The 18,900-nt window shown below is 32.2% G+C and carries 13 protein-coding genes; 5 read left to right on the top strand and 8 right to left on the bottom strand.

All coding sequences use genetic code 11. The annotated features are described in order from the left end of the window. Window positions 1-14: 14 nt before the first annotated feature. Window positions 15-1,628 carry a peptide ABC transporter substrate-binding protein gene (locus ACO5J6_RS05615; RefSeq protein WP_485642619.1) on the bottom strand — a complete coding sequence of 538 codons (1,614 nt, stop codon included), beginning with the start codon at window positions 1,626-1,628 and terminating at the stop codon, window positions 15-17. A 436-nt stretch (window positions 1,629-2,064) separates the two neighbouring features. Continuing rightward, window positions 2,065-8,934: a two-partner secretion domain-containing protein gene (locus ACO5J6_RS05610; RefSeq protein WP_485642618.1), complete on the bottom strand. Its 6,870-nt coding sequence runs from the start codon at window positions 8,932-8,934 to the stop codon at window positions 2,065-2,067. A 501-nt stretch (window positions 8,935-9,435) separates the two neighbouring features. Between ACO5J6_RS05610 and ACO5J6_RS05605 the strand changes: the two genes are divergently transcribed. The 5 genes from ACO5J6_RS05605 to ACO5J6_RS05585 all read left to right on the top strand — a co-directional run bounded on the left by ACO5J6_RS05605 (window position 9,436) and on the right by ACO5J6_RS05585 (window position 13,054). After that, window positions 9,436-9,792 (top strand): Fur family transcriptional regulator, encoded by a 357-nt coding sequence (locus ACO5J6_RS05605; RefSeq protein WP_485642617.1) that lies wholly within the window; start codon window positions 9,436-9,438, stop codon window positions 9,790-9,792. A gap of 53 nt (window positions 9,793-9,845) precedes the next feature. Continuing rightward, window positions 9,846-10,802, top strand: a complete 957-nt coding sequence (locus ACO5J6_RS05600; protein WP_485642616.1) for a metal ABC transporter substrate-binding protein — start codon at window positions 9,846-9,848, stop codon at window positions 10,800-10,802. Window positions 10,803-10,883: 81 nt separating this feature from the next. Then, window positions 10,884-11,579 (top strand): metal ABC transporter ATP-binding protein, encoded by a 696-nt coding sequence (locus ACO5J6_RS05595; RefSeq protein ID WP_485642615.1) that lies wholly within the window; start codon window positions 10,884-10,886, stop codon window positions 11,577-11,579. A 116-nt stretch (window positions 11,580-11,695) separates the two neighbouring features. Continuing rightward, the gene (locus ACO5J6_RS05590; protein WP_485642614.1) at window positions 11,696-12,532 is read left to right on the top strand and encodes a metal ABC transporter permease; all 837 of its coding nucleotides are present in this window, start codon (window positions 11,696-11,698) and stop codon (window positions 12,530-12,532) included. Between the two features lie 78 nt (window positions 12,533-12,610). Further along, window positions 12,611-13,054 (top strand): Dps family protein, encoded by a 444-nt coding sequence (locus tag ACO5J6_RS05585; protein ID WP_485642613.1) that lies wholly within the window; start codon window positions 12,611-12,613, stop codon window positions 13,052-13,054. Between the two features lie 359 nt (window positions 13,055-13,413). Here the strand turns inward: ACO5J6_RS05585 and fni are convergent, their stop codons facing one another. From fni to ACO5J6_RS05555, 6 genes are all read right to left on the bottom strand, one after another. Then, entirely contained in the window at window positions 13,414-14,412 is a 999-nt protein-coding gene (fni, locus tag ACO5J6_RS05580) for a type 2 isopentenyl-diphosphate Delta-isomerase (RefSeq protein ID WP_485642612.1), read from the bottom strand. Window positions 14,413-14,490: 78 nt separating this feature from the next. Beyond that, window positions 14,491-15,498: a phosphomevalonate kinase gene (locus tag ACO5J6_RS05575; protein ID WP_485642611.1), complete on the bottom strand. Its 1,008-nt coding sequence runs from the start codon at window positions 15,496-15,498 to the stop codon at window positions 14,491-14,493. Further along, a complete protein-coding gene (gene mvaD / locus ACO5J6_RS05570) occupies window positions 15,485-16,441 on the bottom strand; it encodes a diphosphomevalonate decarboxylase (protein ID WP_485642610.1) in 957 nt (318 codons plus the stop codon). Before mvaD ends, ACO5J6_RS05575 begins: the two co-directional genes overlap by 14 nt. Next, window positions 16,423-17,325, bottom strand: a complete 903-nt coding sequence (gene mvk, locus ACO5J6_RS05565; RefSeq protein ID WP_485642609.1) for a mevalonate kinase — start codon at window positions 17,323-17,325, stop codon at window positions 16,423-16,425. Before mvk ends, mvaD begins: the two co-directional genes overlap by 19 nt. 1 nt (window position 17,326) lies before the next feature. Then, a complete protein-coding gene (locus ACO5J6_RS05560) occupies window positions 17,327-18,655 on the bottom strand; it encodes a tripartite tricarboxylate transporter permease (protein WP_485642608.1) in 1,329 nt (442 codons plus the stop codon). Further along, window positions 18,645-18,896 carry a hypothetical protein gene (locus ACO5J6_RS05555; protein ID WP_485642607.1) on the bottom strand — a complete coding sequence of 84 codons (252 nt, stop codon included), beginning with the start codon at window positions 18,894-18,896 and terminating at the stop codon, window positions 18,645-18,647. The genes ACO5J6_RS05560 and ACO5J6_RS05555 overlap by 11 nt, the downstream gene beginning before the upstream one ends. Between the last annotated feature and the right edge of the window lie 4 nt (window positions 18,897-18,900).

Raw genomic sequence — 18,900 nt, 5'->3', positions numbered from 1 at the left:
CTTTGCTTATTAATTTATTTACTTATTGAAACATGATAAAAATCATTGATATTTGACACAGGTCTTATTACTATTCCCTGTAATTTAGGATTTATCAGATAAAGACCCTGTGCATAGTACAATCCCGATATAACAAAATCATCCGATAATATTGTTTCAGCTTTTTGCATTGCTTCTGTTCTTTGTTTCTTATCCTGATTTTCCTTTGCAAAATTCACCAATTTGTCGTATTCAGGATTATTGTATTTAGTAAAGTTCAGCGCACCTGCATTTTTAAGGAATATTTCCAAATATGTCATTGCATCCGAATAATCAGGTCCCCATGCATATCTTATTATTTCATAGTTTCCTTCTTTTCCTCTTGAAATTCTTTCTTTATAAGTAACTACATCTACGTTTACATCTATTCCTAATTTTTCTTTCCATTGAGCCTGATAAAATTCGGCTTCTTTTTTAGCTGTTCCTTTTTCATCTATCAGTAATGTCAGATTAACCTGTTCAGGAGTCAGTCCTGCTTCCTTGACACCTTCTTCAAAAAGTTTCTTTAAATCAAGATTTTTATACTTTTCATAAAGGTCTCCGTTTTCCTCTCTGAAATCTCCGTTTACTCCGGGCATTCCGTTGGCTACTATTCCCGAAGCTTTTATTCCCACTCCGTTTAGCACCTGAGAAACCAACTCTTCTCTATTTACTGCCAAAGATAATGCTTGTCTCACTTTTTTATTTTTAAGTGCAGGATGATTTTGATTGAATGCTATGAAATACACTCTTCCTTCAGGAAAAGCTTTTAATTCAGGCTTACCATCAAATTCAGCTTTTTTTTCAACAGATACCCTTGTAAAGTCAAGCTCCTTATTTTTAAATAGATTCGTCGCTGCTTCGTAATCAGATGTCATCAATGCTGTCAATGTATCAGCTTTAATATTTTTTGCATCCCAATAATCAGGATTTTTCTCCAGTACGACTTTATTATCATGTATCCATTCTTTTATTATGTAAGGTCCGTTATAGACGGAGTTCCCCGCTTCAGTAGCATATTTTTCCTTATGTTCAGTCAGAACTTTCTCATTTGCAGGAAAATAAACAGGCATTACAAGTAATTTACCAAAATATGGAGTAGGTTTTGCAAGTTTAAACTCGATTGTATAGTCATCTTTTACTTTTACTCCTACTTTATTAAAATCTTTGGAATTTCCTTTATTATAATCTTCAGCCCCTTCAATATAGTACATCAAAAACGCATATTCTGCACCCGTTTCAGGCTCCAGAGCTCTTTTTACTCCTCTCAAATAATCATTCGCAGTAACTGTATCTCCATTAGACCATTTCATTCCCTGTCTTATTTTAAATGTCCAAGTTTTTCCTTCATCGGAAATATTCCAGCTTTCAGCTCCGGCAGGAACAATTTCATTTTTTTCATTCAGTCTCACAAGAGCTTCATAAGCCAATGAATCAATATTAAATGCCGCAATATCAGTCAACAATTGAGGGTCAAGCGATGTAGGCTCTGCTTCCACATTGAATGTTATATTTCCCCCATTTCCCTTTTTCCCGTCCGTCTGTGTTTTTGTCCCACACGAAATCAGAAAAATTAAACCTGTAAGCAATAGTGCTAAACTTTTTTTCATACTTTTTAGTTTCCTTTCTATGTCATTTTTTTGTTTTATAATTTTGTTTATATAATTATACGTTATTATATATTTTTCCATTCATTTATACAATTATTTATTATTTATAAAAAGATTAATATTATATATGCTTTGATTTCAAATCAGTATTTTTTACTTAAATTACTTTCTTTTTTGTATTTATGTTTTCTCAAAAAGTTTTTTTATGTTATCTCATTAGATATATCATTTTTTATATTTATGTTTTTCCAAAAATTTTTTTAATATTATCCAATTAAATATATCATTCTTTCTATTTATTCGATAATTTCTTTCCACAATATGCATCGATATTATTTCGGAAAATATATCGAAATTAAAAACAGTAGCATTATAAAAGCTACTGTTTTTCTTAAAAATCTGATAGATTTATCAAATTAAATCAGACTCTGATTTCTTATTTCACCTGTTTTCTTAGCCTTTCTACAATCACATCTATGGATTCTGTTGAATTTCTTCTTGACTGTATTTTTGAAGCCCCAATTTCTAATTTAGGCAACAGCGGTTTTTCTTTTTCTATCCAATGAGCACCCAGATTTTCCTTGAACTCGTCATAAAATAAATTTGTTCTGAAATCTATTATCTGGTCATCAGAAACTATAGGACCATTTATGAATTTCTCAACAGTAACAGTCTGTCTTTCTTTTCTTATGTTGTCTATTATTTTATTATCTGCTGTTTCTCCATTCGCTTTGACTAAATTCAGATAATCCAACTGTCTTTGTACAAACTCTCTATCTTCTTTAAAATATCTTCCATGAGGATATGTTACAAATCCCCAGAAATTATCATCAAGTATCTGTCTTTCAGATAATCTTCTGATTTCTTCCTTAGTGTATTCATCTTTTTGTTTTAGTGTCAACATCGGGTATGCCTGACTTCTCATTAACGAAGGTCCAAAAACAAATATTTTTGAGGACAATTGGTCAAGTGTTTTATTGGCTTTTCCATTGTAATCTTTTGTTTCAGCTATCAGCCCAAATCTTTTTATTCCTATAAAACCTCCATGTTCACTTCCTACAGGATCTAAACTATTTATCATTGACACTCCATTTTTGAAATTCATTTCTTTACTTAATTTATCAAATACTTTTGGAGCTACAGGTGTCCCTGTATGATAAAATGTTATATTACCATTTAATTTTATGCCTTTGTTATTTAAATAATTCAATCCTCCCATTGCTACTATATTTCCCTGACTATATGTTGTTATATTATACTGTCTGTCAGGATTTAATTGTGTCAATACATCGGCAAATCCTCTTGATGTTCCTGTTACAAGTCCGAAAGTTGCTAAAGTTCCGTCAAACATTTTCCCAAGAACAGACTCCATTCCGTCAGTGATGTTACCTCTTGTTTTACTGTAAACTAATGTTACATTTACTTCTTTACCTTTTTTTATCTTATTTTCTATATCGTTTATTGATACAAGCTGACTGATTGCATTTCTTATCGACACTTCGGATTCTTCAGTCATTCCGTTTAAGAATACTTCATTTGATTTAATCTCGGAAGGATTATGCAATTTTTTCCCTGTTATGATAACATTTCCATTTTCATCCTGTTTCAGAACTATATCAAATATATCAAATTTATCTTTTATTCCGAATACCTGTATTCCTTCGAGTATTCCTCCATATTGTCCTGATGTCGGTACTATAGGAAGCATATCGTTCTTCAGTTTTTTATCTATAAAATCTTCCACATTTCTTATTTTTCTGTAAACTGTTTCTGTCCATGCCTCTTCCATATTTTGTGGCTGATTTCTAAACCATTTTTCGTTTATACTGTCCGCAATTCCTCCTATTATTCCCGCATCTGCTGCAAGTATGGCTCCGATTTCTCCCCAACCTCTTTTAGTTTCCGTATAATTCATATTTACTTTATTGACATTTACATTTTTTGTAATCTGTTCCATATCGTTTATATTTCTGTTTATCGGTCCGCTCTGTTCTTCTGTTATCAATATTCCGCTTCCTATTGTTGCTTTTGTTATTTTTTCTTTTTTAAACCCTTCTACTGACCCGCTGAAATCCATTCCGAACTTATTCTGTTTTACGATACTGTTTCCATTAGCATCTTTTATAACCATTTGTTCTGTTGCAGGAACTTTTGCTCTTTTTGTTACACCTGCACTTACTCCTGCACCTAATTTATTATCTTTACTTTCTATATCTTCCGTTATTAATTTTTTAATATTTACTGATAGATTTCCGCCGTCTTTTCCATTTTTATCTATATTGGCTATCACTCCTCCTTTTATATACCCGTTATCTGCTTTCACTTTTATACTTTCCGTTCCCGTTATACTGCTCTGATTTTCTGACCATTCCTTATTTCTTTTTACTGTTAATAATTCTGCATTTCCTGAATAAGAGTTTTTACTGTTCTGTCTTTCTGAATTAAATGCTACTCCAACACCTATTTCCCTATTTTTTTCCGTATCCTGCAAAGTTTCCAGCACAAGACTTTTTGTTATAACGTCTGTATGTTTACCCTGAAGATTTCCTCCCTGTACTGTCAGTTCATCAGATTTTGAGTATAATCTGTTTCCGGCTATAATCTGGCTGTTATTATAACTCTGTCCTTCGCCTTTTCCTCTTCCGTAATTTATACTTCCTCCGCCTCTTCTGGAAAATATGTCATAATTTCCAGCTGATGCAATGTTTTTCATATTGCTTATATAACTGTCTTCCGAAGCATTCACATTTATTTTTTTAGCTTCCAGTGATACATCATGGTCTCCTTTTACAACTCCGCCATATAATTCAAGTTCATTACTTTTCAATGTAATGTCATTTCCTGCCCTTAAATTTGTAGCTATACTTTGAATATATTCATTTACAGTTTTTCCATAACTTCCTGCTCCTGCTGCTGTTACTCCTGCCGATACTCCTCCCGAACTTGGTCCTTTGAGGTATGTATTCAAAGTATTCAAAGTTTCTTCCTTACCGTCAAGACTTTCCAGTAAACTTTTCCCTTCTGCTATATCTTTGATTAAACTTGTTACTTTTCCCACATTTCTCATTTCTGTAACCATTTTCAGATAATCTTTGTAAGAAAGTATGGTATCCTTTATTCCTCCTAATGTTGCATTAACTGTAAATCCTGTCTGAGCACTTATATTTTCACTTTTACTCAGTACTTTTCTTTGGGAATCTATTATAGATATTTTTCCCTTTTCAGCAGATATACCTATATTTTGTTTGGCTGCCAAATCTCCCTGCAACTGTATATTTCCCTCTGAAGATTTTATATATATGCTGCCATTTGTTACGAAAATATTTTTTTCAGGGTCTTTTATTGTTGTCTTATTAATATCTCTTGTATAGTAACCCTCCGCTCCGAAAGAACCGCTCCAGTTTTTCCCGCCTATTCTTCCGTATGTTCCTGTTTTCATTTTTTCATTTAATTCTTTTAAACTTTCAAAATTTTCTCCGTCTTTTAGTAAAACTCCGTTTATTCCTGACAGATTTATATCTCCTGCTGCTCCTATCTTACTTCCTACAGAAATTATATAGTCTCCTTCAACTGTTATAGAACCTTCTTTAGAATTTATTACAGTTCCGATACTTTTTGATACAAGTTTATCTTTCATATCTTTTCTTCCTGTAAAGAAGTCTTTTAATCCTACCATTATATTTGCTAATCTAAGTCCTCTGTTTGTATGCTTTTCATATTTGCTGCTTACTTCTGTTCCAGGCATTACTTCCAGTCCAAGTTTTCCTCTAAGGAATACAGAACCTACTGCCTGAATATCGGCTCCCTCAATTTTGAGTTTTCCTTCGGAATCTATTTTGACTCCTGCTTCACCATACAACTGACTATGTTTATAATTTTCCTTATCTTCATTTACGTAATCATGTATTCTTTTGTATTTGAATCCCCAGAAACTTTTTACAGTTTTAGAATCATATGTACTTTCCAGTCTATCTTTTGTTCCTTGTATATAAATATTTCCGTCAGACAATCCTACTATTTGACCTTTTGTCTTAAAGTTTACTCCTTGGGCGAATACTCCCATATTTTCCGCAGGTTTTCCTATCCCTCTGTAATTTATAAGAACATTCCCGTCATTTGTAAGTTCCACAGGATTTGCGTAAATATTATCCTCTGTCCATACTTCCGTTTTTCTTTTTTTCTTTCTGAATAATCCGCCGCCGCTCGTACTTGACTGAGTTTTAAACTTATGTTCAGTATCTATAGTTGAAAGCATCATCAAATAATTTTTAGCATTCAATACTATGTCGTCTTTTGCTCTCAAATTACTACTTTCAAGAATGATATCCCTTGCTGAATCAAGAATAGTATCTTTTCCTTCTCCTATAATTCCTGAAACTGTATTTGTTTTATCTATAGTATCCCACTGTTTCTTGTCAGTACCTGCTTCAACTGCACCTTTTCTACTGTCTTCTAATGTTATTGTCTTGTCTGTTATATCTTTTGATGTACTTTTTATGTATGTCCCGCCTTTACCTTTTATATCTCCGGCTATATTTTCTACTTCGGCTCCCTTTACATATACAAGATTATCTCCCTCTATTTTCCCGACATTTCTTATTGTTTCAGTAACTGCGGATGTTTGACTGACTGTCTCCCTTCTCGGTACAAACCATTTTCTTTTTGCATTTTCATTAGTTATCAGCGATACGTCCGTAGTTACTGTACTTTCATTCAGTATTTTCCCCTCTTTTGACGTTACTTGTGTCGCTTCTCCTCCCTTTATTTCTCCCCCTATATTTCTTATGCCTTTATTCCCTTCTACAAGTACAATATTTCCGTTTATTTTTCCTGTATTATTTCCTATACTTGCATTTATCCCTTTTCCTGTAAGCTCTATCTGTGTTGTTCCTGTAATACCTATTTGTGATGTGTTTACAAGGTTTCCTCCTTTTATTGCGGTACTGTTTGTCCCTCCTATTATTGACGGATTTAATGCCGTTACATTTCTGTTGTCTACAAGCACTCCGTCTTTTCTTCTGTTTGTTCCTTTTTCATATTCTTCCGTACCGTTTACCACTTTCCCTTTTACGTCTATATATACATCCGAGCCTTTTATTCTTCCTCCGCCTGCAAGTATTACACTGTCTTTTCCGTCCGTTATATATCTTTCAGTATTATACAGGTTTTTAGCTGTTATCGACACTCCTTTTCCTGCTTCTATGTTTCCCCCGTCCTTATTTGTTACGTCTCCTTTTTCTGCTTTTATTATTACATTTCCGTCTGTCGTTATGCCAGTTTCTCCTATGTTTTCAAAATGTCCGTTCCTTACTTCTCCGTATACATCTCCTCTTGCGTGCAGTTTTCCCCTGTCATTTCTTATTAATGTTTCAGCTATCAGGGCAAGGTTTCCCTCTGACAGTATCTTTCCTCTGTTGTTTTCTATTATCCCTGCTTCCACATATGTCTCTTCTTTCCCTTTTATTAGTCCTGTTTCCTTATTTAATACTTTTCCGTTCACTTTTATATACAGATTCTTATCACTTAAAAGGTTTCCCTTATTTTCTATATTGTCCGCTTTTAATACAAGGGTTGTTGTACCCTTTATCTCTTTTGCATTGTCAAGGTTTCCTTTTGTTTCTATGCTTAGTATTCTTGATACTATGTTTTCCTTTAATATTACTCCCTGTTCTGCTATTAGCTCCAGTGTGTTCTTTCTTTCCATTTTTTCATTTACTGTTATTTTCTTTGCATTTAATGTCGTCGCATAATCTCCCGCTACTGTCCCCTCATATACGTACTCGTTAGGCGTAATGAGTTCCACTACACCTCTTGATACTATCTTTCCGTCCTTATTTACTGTTCCTCCTGCATTTACTGCTGTTTTTCCTAAACTTGCTATTATTCCTTTTGTATTGTCAAGTCTGTCAGATTTCAGATTTATTCCTGTTGTTTGTTCCTTATTTTCTTCCTTTTTATCCTCTTTACTTTCTTCTTTTACTTTTTCTTCCACTTGCCATTCTTTTGCCTGTTCTTTTGTTATTCCGTCCGACAGTATGTATCCTTTTACATTTGATGTGTCTTTTACATTGATGTCTATCTTACTGTTACTTCTTATTTCTCCGCTGTTATTATTAAGTTTATTTCCTGTTACTTCTATCTTTTCCGTTGCAAGTATTTCTCCTGTGTTTCTTGTTTCCTTTGATTTTATTTCCACTCTTCCGTTTGCTTCTATCTTTGATGTTATACTTGTCTTTTCACTTTCTATTTCTATTGCCTTTTCTCCAAGGGCTTTTTCCAGATATCCCGTTACTACTTTTGCGTCTATTTCCGTTTCTTTTGCTTTTACCTGTACTTTCTTCCCTGCTGTTGTTTCCCCTTTCATTCTTACTTTCTTTGTACTCTTATATGTTACCTGCTTTCCTGCATTTACCTTGTTTGTCGTTATATCTCCGTTTGCTGTCAGTGTTATATTGTCTACACTTACCAGATCCCCTTTTGTATTTACTCCTGCCCCTTTATCATTTGAGATTATATCTATCTTTCCTGCGTACATACTTCCTGCTGCTTTTCCGTCTACCGCTATTCCTCTATATGTTTCACCTTTACTTTTTACTTCCTTCGTTCTGTACTCGTATGTCTGTCCCCCTGCTGATACCAGCACTCTTGTTTCTTTTGACGCTTTTATCACTCCTGCTATATCTATCGTCTTTCCTAAAAGCTCAAGGTCTGTTAGGCTTAATGCGTCCACTCCTTTTTCTCCTATCCCTATATGCCCCTGTGATACATCTATGGCTACAAGGTCTCCGTCCTTCATCTGTAAACTTCCTGTTGTCAATGTTACCCTGTCCGTATTTAAAAAGCCTCCACCGTTTACATATATGCCGTTTCTGTTTGCCATTACAAGGTCGGCTCTCTGTCCTGCCACTTCCACTATCCCGTTTATATTTGTTCTGTTCTTCCCTGTTACTTCCGTTATGATGAGGTTTGCAGCCACTCCGTTATCAAGGTTTCTGTTTCTTGCTACAAGTCCTGCTGTCTGTGTATTTACTGCCACATGTTTATTATTGTTTAGTATTAGCCCCTGTTCACTTACCTGTAATTCTTTAAGGGAGTTATAGCTTGTCCCGTTCTTATTCGGTGCTGCTATATCTATCTGATCTATTCCCGAAGCCGTTTTTGTTACCTTTGTCCCTATACTTGCAGGGTCGGGTACTATTTCGGAAAATATGTTGAAATTAAAAAACAGCAGCATTACAAAAGCTAATGCTTTTCTCAACAGTTTATCTTTAAAATTTTTTCTTAAAAGCAGGTATATTTTATTCATTTTTACACACTCCTCAAATCTTAATTCATATATTACAATCTTATTCATATACTAAGCATACTAAAAATTATCTTTCATATAGATTATTACTATAATAGAAGATAAAAATCAAGTATCTTTTTTCCAAAAATATCCCAAACTTAAAAAATAATACCTATTTTTTTTATAGATAATATAAAATTATCTATATTTTATAATATTAGTTTATTTTTTTTAAGGAAAAGTCAATTTTTGAGATTAAAAATATATAGTTTTGATAACTACAAGACAGATATTTAATTTCATCAAGTATTTATTTCAGTTTTATATATTTATTTACTTACTTTATATTATCTATCTTTATATTATCTACAAAATCTCTCAAATATTTCCATATAATTTGTAAATTTGTAAAAAAACAGTTAATAAAATAAATGTTTGACAAATAAAAAAAATTGTTATAGAATAAATTATATTTGCAAATCATTCGCATTTTATAAACTATTTATAGAAGGTAGCATTATGAAATTGACAAAAAACAGACAAAAAATATTAGATTTAATAAGTAATTCGGACACGCCGATAAATGCAAAATTTTTAAAAACAAAAGTTGACTTTGATTTGTCCACGATTTATCGGGCTTTAGATTTTTTGGAGAGAAACAAGCTCGTATTTTCTTTTGATTTTGAAAATGAAAAATATTATTTTAAAGAAGAAAATGCCAATTTCTTTATATGTGATATATGTAAACATATAGAAACCGTACCCGAATTTTCTGTTTCCGAAACCCAAAAAGAAAAAAGTGCATTGGAAAAAAAAGGATTTTCCCTTTTATCACATTTATCAATTTTCAAGGGTAAATGCAACGACTGTGATTAAATATATAAACTCGGTGCTAATGATAAATAAAATTTACAGGAGGATTTAAAAAAATGAAAAAAATTGTAACACTACTATTGTTAGGAATTCTTGTTTTTTCATGCGGAAAAACTGAAAGCCCTGATAAAAAAAACGGCTCCGATAAGACGGAAATGCCTAAAAAGGAAAAAATCGTAACGAGTATTCCGCCTCTCAAATGGATTGTGCAGAAAATCGCAGGAAATGATTTTGAAGTTATTTCTATCGTACAGCCTAATATGAACCATGAGCTTTTTGAACCTAAACCCGAAGACTTGAAAACTCTGGAAAATTCCAAAGTATTTTTTACTTATGATATGCTTCCTTTTGAAGAAACAATAGAAAAAAGTCTGAACGGTTCAGATAAAATCACAAATGTTTTAAGCGGTGTCGATAAAGCTTTATTTTTAAAAGGACATCATCATCATCACGACGAAGATAAAGACCATGACCATAAAGATGAAAAACACGAAGAGCATGAGAAAAAAGACCACGATCATGACCATGATGAAGACGCTGTTGACCCTCATGTATGGTTTTCCTTGGAAATAATGCCTCAAGTCGCAAAAAACATAAAAGATAAATTAACTGCAATGTATCCTGATAAAAAAGATACTTTTGAAAAAAATTATAATGATTTTTTAGCTGAATTGACTAAATTTAAAGAAGATATAACTAAAAAAATGTCCACTAAAACTAAAAAAGTATTTATGATTTATCATCCCGCTTTGAATTATTTCCTTAAAGACTACGGCATTAAAGAAATCGAAATAGAAAGCGAAGGAAAGGAACCTTCTGCCCAGCAAATCAAAGAAATTATTGACGAGGCAAAAGAACACGGTGTAACTACTATTTTAGTTCAACCTCAATTTCCTAAACAAAGTGCCGAAGCTATTTCCAAAGAAGTTCCTAACTCCAAAGTAGCAGAATTTAATGCAGATTTGGAAAATATATTTGAAAATCTGAACCGCTTTGTAGACTATCTGGATTAATCAAATATACATCAAGAATTTAAGTTATTTCATAAACCGATAAATCATATACATACGTAATACATAAATGAAAGGACTGTTATGAGCAATTCCGAAGAAAAACTTATAAGTGTGAAGAATTTAAATTTTAAATACCATACTGAATTTATTCTAAAAAATATAAATTTTGATATATTAAAAGAGCGGAACGTTGCAATTTTAGGAAGAAACGGCGGAGGAAAATCCACTTTAGTAAAAGTTCTTTTAAATTTTCTGAAAAAAAATTCAGGAGAAATCAAATTTTTCATTGATAAGGACAAAATTGGTTATCTCCCTCAAATCAGGGAATTTGATTCTTCTTTTCCTATCAATATATTTGACTTGGTTATATCAGGTCTTACAAACAGAAAAAATCTTTTCAGACCTTTTAATAAAGATGAAAAGAAAAAAACTGAAAATCTTCTAAAAGAGTTTGGGATTTCTCATTTAAAAAATAAACTCATAAGTGAAGTTTCCGGCGGACAGTTACAGAGAGCTCTTATTGCAAGGGCACTCGTTTCTTCTCCTGAAATTATATTTTTGGACGAGCCGGAATCTTTCCTTGACAAAGAATTTGAGTTTAAATTATTTGAAAAAATAAAACAGCTTTCCAGCTCCACTCTTGTAATAATTTCCCATGAACTCGAGAAAATATATAATTATGTGGATTCCATATTTATCGTGGAAGGAGCTATAAAAGTATATAAGGATAAAAAAGATTATTACAGAGATGAAAATGCAATTATACACAGACATTAACTTATTTCAATTATAATATCGACTAATCTCAGATAAATATAGTCAGTAATAACAAATAGAAAATTCATAACTAATAAATATATTAATTAATGACTTTAATTAAAGAACGGGGAAAAATGGACTTTATAAATATTTTACAATATTCTTTTATGAGAAATGCCCTTACTGTGGGACTTTTATCGAGCATATGCTGCGGGATTATAGGAACATATATAGTCAATAAAAAAATGGTTTTTATTTCTTCGAGTATAAGCCATGCTTCCTATGGAGGAATAGGAATAGGGATTTATCTCATCTATTTTTTTAAATTACCGATAAAAGACCCTCTTATTTTTGGACTTATATTTTCAATATTATCAGGAATTTTAATATTGATTTTAAAAGACTTCTTCTATATGGACAGCGATTTAGGTATAGGTATGGTAATGTCTTTAGGCATGGCTATAGGGATTATATTTTCCTTTATGACTCCCGGCTATCAGTCCGATATGTCTACTTATTTATTCGGAAATATACTTCTTTCCAATACTTTTAATATTATTTCCCTTTTAATATTGGATATCGTTACTATAATATTTTTCATAATATTTTATAAAGGCATTGTTTATACCAGTTTTGATGAAAAATTATACAGACTGCATGGGGTTCCTACTTATTTTATAAATTATTTTATGATAATACTCATATCTTCTGCAATAATAATAAATATTAAAACTATAGGAATTATACTTATTATTTCCATACTTACTATTCCTCAGGCTGCGGCTTCAATGGTTGCAAAAAAATATTACAATATTGTATTTTTATCTGTATTTTTTTCTTTTATCGGAATTCTGCTCGGATTATATTTCTCATATATTCTGAATATTCCTTCGGGACCGTCAATAATAGTTTCTTTAATAATTCTGATTGTTTTTATAAAATTTTTTTCTTTTTTCACAAAAAAAGGTTGACAAAATTCCAAATTTTTAATATAATAGTTTGTAATTATTACAAATATAAAATAATTTTAAAATTAGGAGATGATATTAATGAGCAAAACAACAGAAAAATTAAATCTATACTTAGTAAATCTGAATGTACTTTACAGAAAAGTTCAAAATTACCACTGGAATGTGGTTGGAAAAGGATTTTTTACAATCCATGCAAAATTGGAAGATTTTTATGATAAAATCAATGAGCAAATAGACGAAGTAGCTGAAAGAATACTCGCTATCGGAGGAAGACCTTACGGAACACTAAAAGACTATTTAACACTTACTACAATTAAAGAAGCTGAAAATAAGGAAATATTTGTACATGATGTACTCGTTTCAGTAAAAGACGAATTCCAAGGAATGCTGAAACTTGCGAAAGAAATCAAAACAGCAGCCGATGACGAAAGTGATTACGGAACTTCAGCCATGATGGATGAATACATTACTGAATATGAAAAAAACTTATGGATGCTAAATGCTTATTTAAGAGAACAATAATATCTATACATAAATATAACCATTGTCAAACTACAGATTTTTTGACTTATTTACCTTACCTAACAAAAAATATCTCGGGACTTATAACATTTCCTGAGATATTTTTATTTATAACTATTTTATAATTTTAAAATCTTTATACTAAAAACGATGTAAAACCTATATTTGTTCATTTGAAAAGTTGGGGTTGTCTCATAAAGTAAATAAAATTACCAAATCATAAATTCTATATATTTTACTATATTTATAAAATCAATAAAAATAATATCTGTTGATTTTTAAAAATATATAACATTTATGTTAGTAAAATTATTTTTGACTTATGAGATAGCTCCTTTTTAAATATATATATAACAAATTCATATCTGTTCCGAGAATTCTTTTGTTTTTCCGTATAAAATATATTTTACTTTTTTTAATTCATTTATATTTTTTGCATTCAATGCACACATTATTATTTTACACTCTTTTTTCCAGTTATTTAATATTTCAACCATTTCATCAACTGTATTTGTTTCAGCTAATCTTAGTACAGCTCCCGACATTCCTACGCCTTTTGCTCCTAATATTAGAGCTTTTATCATATCCAGGGGGTTTCTTACTCCTCCACTTGCTATTATTTCAACATCATTTATATATTTCCCCGCACTTAAAAGGGAAGTAACCGTAGTTTGTCCCCATTCATTTAAATAAGAAAGAGTATTATTTCTTCTTTCATTTTCTATATAGGCAAAATTTGTTCCTCCTCTGCCGCTTATGTCAAAAGTTTTTACACCCAGTTCTATCCCTTTTCTTATGGTTTCTTCGCTCATTCCAAAGCCCACTTCTTTCAATATCAGAGGGATTTTTATTTTTTTTACAAATTCTTTTATATTATCTTCCCATTTGCTGAAATTTCTACTTCCTTCGGGCATTATAAGCTCCTGCATAACATTTACATGTATTTGCAGAAATATCGGATTTAAATTTTCCACTGCCTGCAAACCTGCTTTATAATCTTTATCAGCTCCTATGTTTGTTCCTAATAAAAGATTTTCATTTTTTTTCACAATATTAAACGAATTGTCTTCGGGGTTTTTAAGAGCAGCACTGTAAGAACCCGTTACAAAAAGAAGATTGCATTTTTGGGCTACTTCTGACAATTTTTCGTTGATTTTTTCTCCTTTTTTACTTCCTCCGGTCATAGCATTGATAAAAAAAGGATATTCAAACCTATATCCTGCGAAATTTGTTGAAAGGTCTATTTCTTCAATATTATATTTAGGTATTGACTGATGAATAAGCTCCATATCGTCAAAACTGTTATGATTACTTTTATATTTCAACGCATATTTTATATGCTCGTCTTTTCTGTTCATCACTGTTTCTAAAAATTATCCCGAAAATAAAAAATTTTGTAACTTTTCTATTTCCAAGATATTTTCAACTCCTTTCGTTTATAATTTCGCAGAATATAATAATTGAATACTCATTTTTTCCCACTTTTCAATCAGTATATCTGTATCATTTTCATTAAAAGATATAGCTATACCACAGTCTCCTCCGCCGGCTCCGCTACTTTTAGCACATATATCAAGATTTTCTGCGGCTTTCACAAGATTAACCAGTTCGTTACTGTATATGGATTTATCAAGTTTTTCAAGTAACTGTCCTCCATTATTTACAGACTGTTGTATAAGCTCTTTATCTCCTGTTCTTATTCCTTTTACAAATTTTTCCACATATTCGTCAGATTTTTTTAAAAATTCTTTATTAATCGACTTTTTTACATTATTTATCATATCTTTTGATATTGCAGGCTTCCCGGTCCAACCTGCCAAAAATTTACAGTCTTTTTTACATTCCAGTTTTTCCATTTTGTAACCCCAATCACTGTTTATGACGTCTTTGAGAGAATGTTCAGCTATACGTTTTATTATTTTTTCCCTGTTAAAAGAAGTGTAAACTACAAGACTTTCACATACTATACATGCCAAATCTCCCATAGAACCGTTATCCCCTCTTTTCAGAAGAATATAGGCTGCCAGTTTAAATACTGTATCAGAATCCATTTCACACTTATACAGTTTTGCCATTGCTCTTATTACTAATATTACTACACTCCCGCTTGAACCAATCCCGTATTTTTTGCCCTCTTTTTCCATTTTTCCTGTAATATCCAGTTCAAAAGGAAGAATTTTTATCTCTTTTGTATGCAGATACTCGTTTACAATATTTACAGTTTCTTGTATTAAAGCATAATCCTTGTCATAATCCATAGTTACTGAATGATTGTACATATCTGAATATATTTTATATTCATTGGAAAATTTTATATGTGCATTTATATATATATTCACATTCTTTACAACAGCACTCCGACCTGCCGTCAATATGGCATATTCCCCGAGTATGTACAATTTTCCGCAGGCTTTTACTTCTATGCTGTCATTATTCATTTTCATCGGAAATCACCTTAGTCTTTGAGGCTATTATTTTATATCTTCTCCCTAATATATCTTTCAGTCTTTCAAAATCCTCCTCAAGGCACAACACTTTTACATTAGGCCCTGCATCCATTGTAAAATAACATTTTTCTCCATTTTTTCTCAGTTCTTTTACAAAATCCATAGCTTCTCTTGTCCTGTCATTTAGATAAGAAAATGACGGATTTGCATATAATGTCGTTTCATGCATTGCCAGAGCATTTTTTTCGGTGAGTTCCCCCACTTTTTTGAAGTCATTTTCAGCAAGTGCTTTTTTCATTTCTTCATATTCTACTTCCGAATTTTTTATCCATTTATCAAAGATTGTGGAAGTTTCACTGCACAGTTTCATCCCTTCTCTACTGGATATTATTTTCTTTTCTTCGTTCAGTATGAGCATAATCATTGCCAGTTTCAAATCCGTCTTTATTTCGTATATTTCTCCGCTATCTTTATCCCATGCACCTATAGGACCGAAAAAACTCCTTGCCGATGAGCCTGAACCTAATTTTGATATTTTAGCCAGTTCTTTTTGGGGCAAATTTTTTCCGAATAATATATTACATGCTTTTATCAATGCGGAAAGTCCGCTTGAGCTTGAAGAAAGTCCCGCTTCTGTAGGCATATTGTTTACGCTTTTTATCAGCACTTTCTGTTCTTTATTTTTTCTAAATAAATCGACTACTTTACTCACTTTTTCAGTCTGTTTTTTATTCTGCAATATTCCGTTGAGATAAAATAAATCCGTTTCAGCATTATCGACTTCAGGAATAATACTTATTTCAGTTTCAGTATACATATTTTCAAGGGTCAGGGATATGCTGCTTGTCGCAGGAATTATATTTATTGCGTCTTTTTTTCCCCAATATTTTATAATTGCAATATTCGCATAGGATTTTACTTTTACAGATTTTCTATCCATATATTCACTGCTCCTTTTTCAGCCAACACTTTTCCTATCTTTTCGGCTCTTTCTCTGCTGTCAGCCAATGCTATAATACAGCCGCCCTTTCCGCCTCCCGATATTTTTGCTCCCAACGCTCCGTTTTTCATTGCTTCTTTTACAAGCAAATCAGTTTTTTCGATATTCAGATTCAGCATTGAAAGCTGTCTGTGAGCTTCCGTCATATTTTTTCCGATATTTATTATATCTTTTTTTTCTATATATTTTTCGATTTCACTTGTAAGCTCTCCAAGCCTTGAAAGCATAGGAGTTGCCTTTTCTCCCATTTCCCTTATCATCGTAACGGTTTCCTTTGTTTTCCCCTGTACTCCTGAGTCGGCTATTACAAGGTAGGCTCCCAAATCCATATTTATATTGAAAAATCCGATTTGTCTGATAAATTTTATAGCTTTATCGCTCAAACAAGTTTTCGCATCAAGACCGCTTGGAGTAGTATGTGCGATAATCTCAGCTTTATTTACAAGGGCTTCAAGAGTTTTATCATCGATTTCCCTGTCAAAATAATCAAAGACACCTCTTACTGCGGCGATACTCACTGCGGCAGAAGAACCCATTCCTCTTTTTTCAGGTATCTGTGATATTATTTCATATTCTATTTTCTCATTTTCCTTTTTCAGATATTTCATAGCTTCATAAATCGCAGTAGATAAGGTATCTTCAGAATTATAATGAAACCTGTTTTGGGAAGGTCTTATTTCGCATTTTACAGTTACATTTTTAAGAGGTATGGCGATAGCAGGATGACCGTACACTACGGAATGTTCTCCTATCAGTATTATCTTGCTGTGGGCATTCCCCAAACCTTTTTTCCCGCTGTTATTTCTTTCCTTCTTTTCAGACATATTAAATCCTTCCTATCGTTTCTACAATAAACGAAGATGCATATAAAGTCATAAACTGCACTCCGTAATTTACTCCGAGCTTATTCATAAATCCGCTGTAAAGTCCTATCAGAAATACTCCGAATATATTTATCACTCCCGCTTCCATATAGGAGAGCAGCAGTATAAAAGATACAAATACTGCAAGAACAGCTTCATGAGGTATTCTCGTCATAACAAAATGAGTTATCTTAAAAGCATACTTTGTAATAAGAAGATAGCTCAATCCCGCTGCAATCAGAGCAGAAATTATTACAGTTATTATAAAAACATTCTTAGGAATGATGTCATGGAGATTATGTCCTATCTTAAATCTGTCTCCCGCTTCAAACAGTGCCGCTCCTGGTCCTATAGCCGCAGGAGATAGCGGTATTCCCAGTCCGAAAAGTGATATTATTATTCCCGACAGATAAGTTGCCTGTGCTATTGCACCCATTCCTACGAGTTTTTCAGTGTGAGAAACAGTTTCTTTCTTGCCTTTTCCAATAAGCTCTTTGGATAAAATAAGCAGTCCCACAGGACTCAATACAAAAAGAAAATTTACTATTATTGAAGAAAGAGCTGAAATTTTAAATTCTTCTTTTGTGAGTTTTATTTTTATATTATTTTCCGATTTCGGTAAAATCATATTATCATATTCGTTTACTTCCATTTCCTTAAGAGTTTCTTTATTCAGAAGTGAAAGCATAGACACAAACAGAGGTCCTATTGTTATCCCGAGGAAAAAGGAAGTCGTAATACTTTTTCCCGCAGGAACTACATTCAGCCCGTAATAAAGGTATCTGAGTGCCATTACAAGAATAGAACTTGGAATAATGGATACAAGACACAGAGCCTTATTCTTACTTATGAGGGATAAAAATATTGCTCCTGCTACAAAAAAATATTTTGAATATTCTTTTATAGTTTCTCCAAAAGGTACTAATGCATTTGCCAAAACTAATGAAATCAATATTGACACAAATGTAGCTATCAATGCCGACAGTGCCATTTTTTTTATTACTATGGCACTCATTCCTTTTTTCTTTAATAAAAGTCCGCTTTCTATCATAGGAGTGGACATTACTCCTCCGGGAAGTCCTACTAATATTGCAGGCATAAGATTTATAAGATTTAAAGTTACTATTGCCGAAATAAAAAAGCTCAATATTATCACTTCGGAAGCCCCCGATAATACCAGCATAAGAGTTATCGGCAATAAAACACTTGTTTCATCGGTTCCCGGTACAAATCCGATTATTGTATATATTAATACTGCTGCAAGAGAGGCTGCTATTATTTCAAATATCATTTTTATTCTCCATTTTTATTTTTCTTTTAGGCTTAAATAAAAGGCTCGTAATTACAAAACCTGTCGTAGTTCCCGCCAGCCCGAGCAAAAGCTGTATCGCTTTAGGGTCAACTTTTACAGGAATTATAAAAGACAGAAAATATCCTATGAATGTCGTTATCGCCACAATAATTATGGATATTACCAGTTCACTTACCGAAACAATATCTCCCCATATTCTTATAAGTTTTTTATTTTTCACTATT

The organism is Pseudoleptotrichia sp. (genome assembly GCF_057270515.1).
This window is presented reverse-complemented; position numbering and strand designations above follow the sequence as displayed.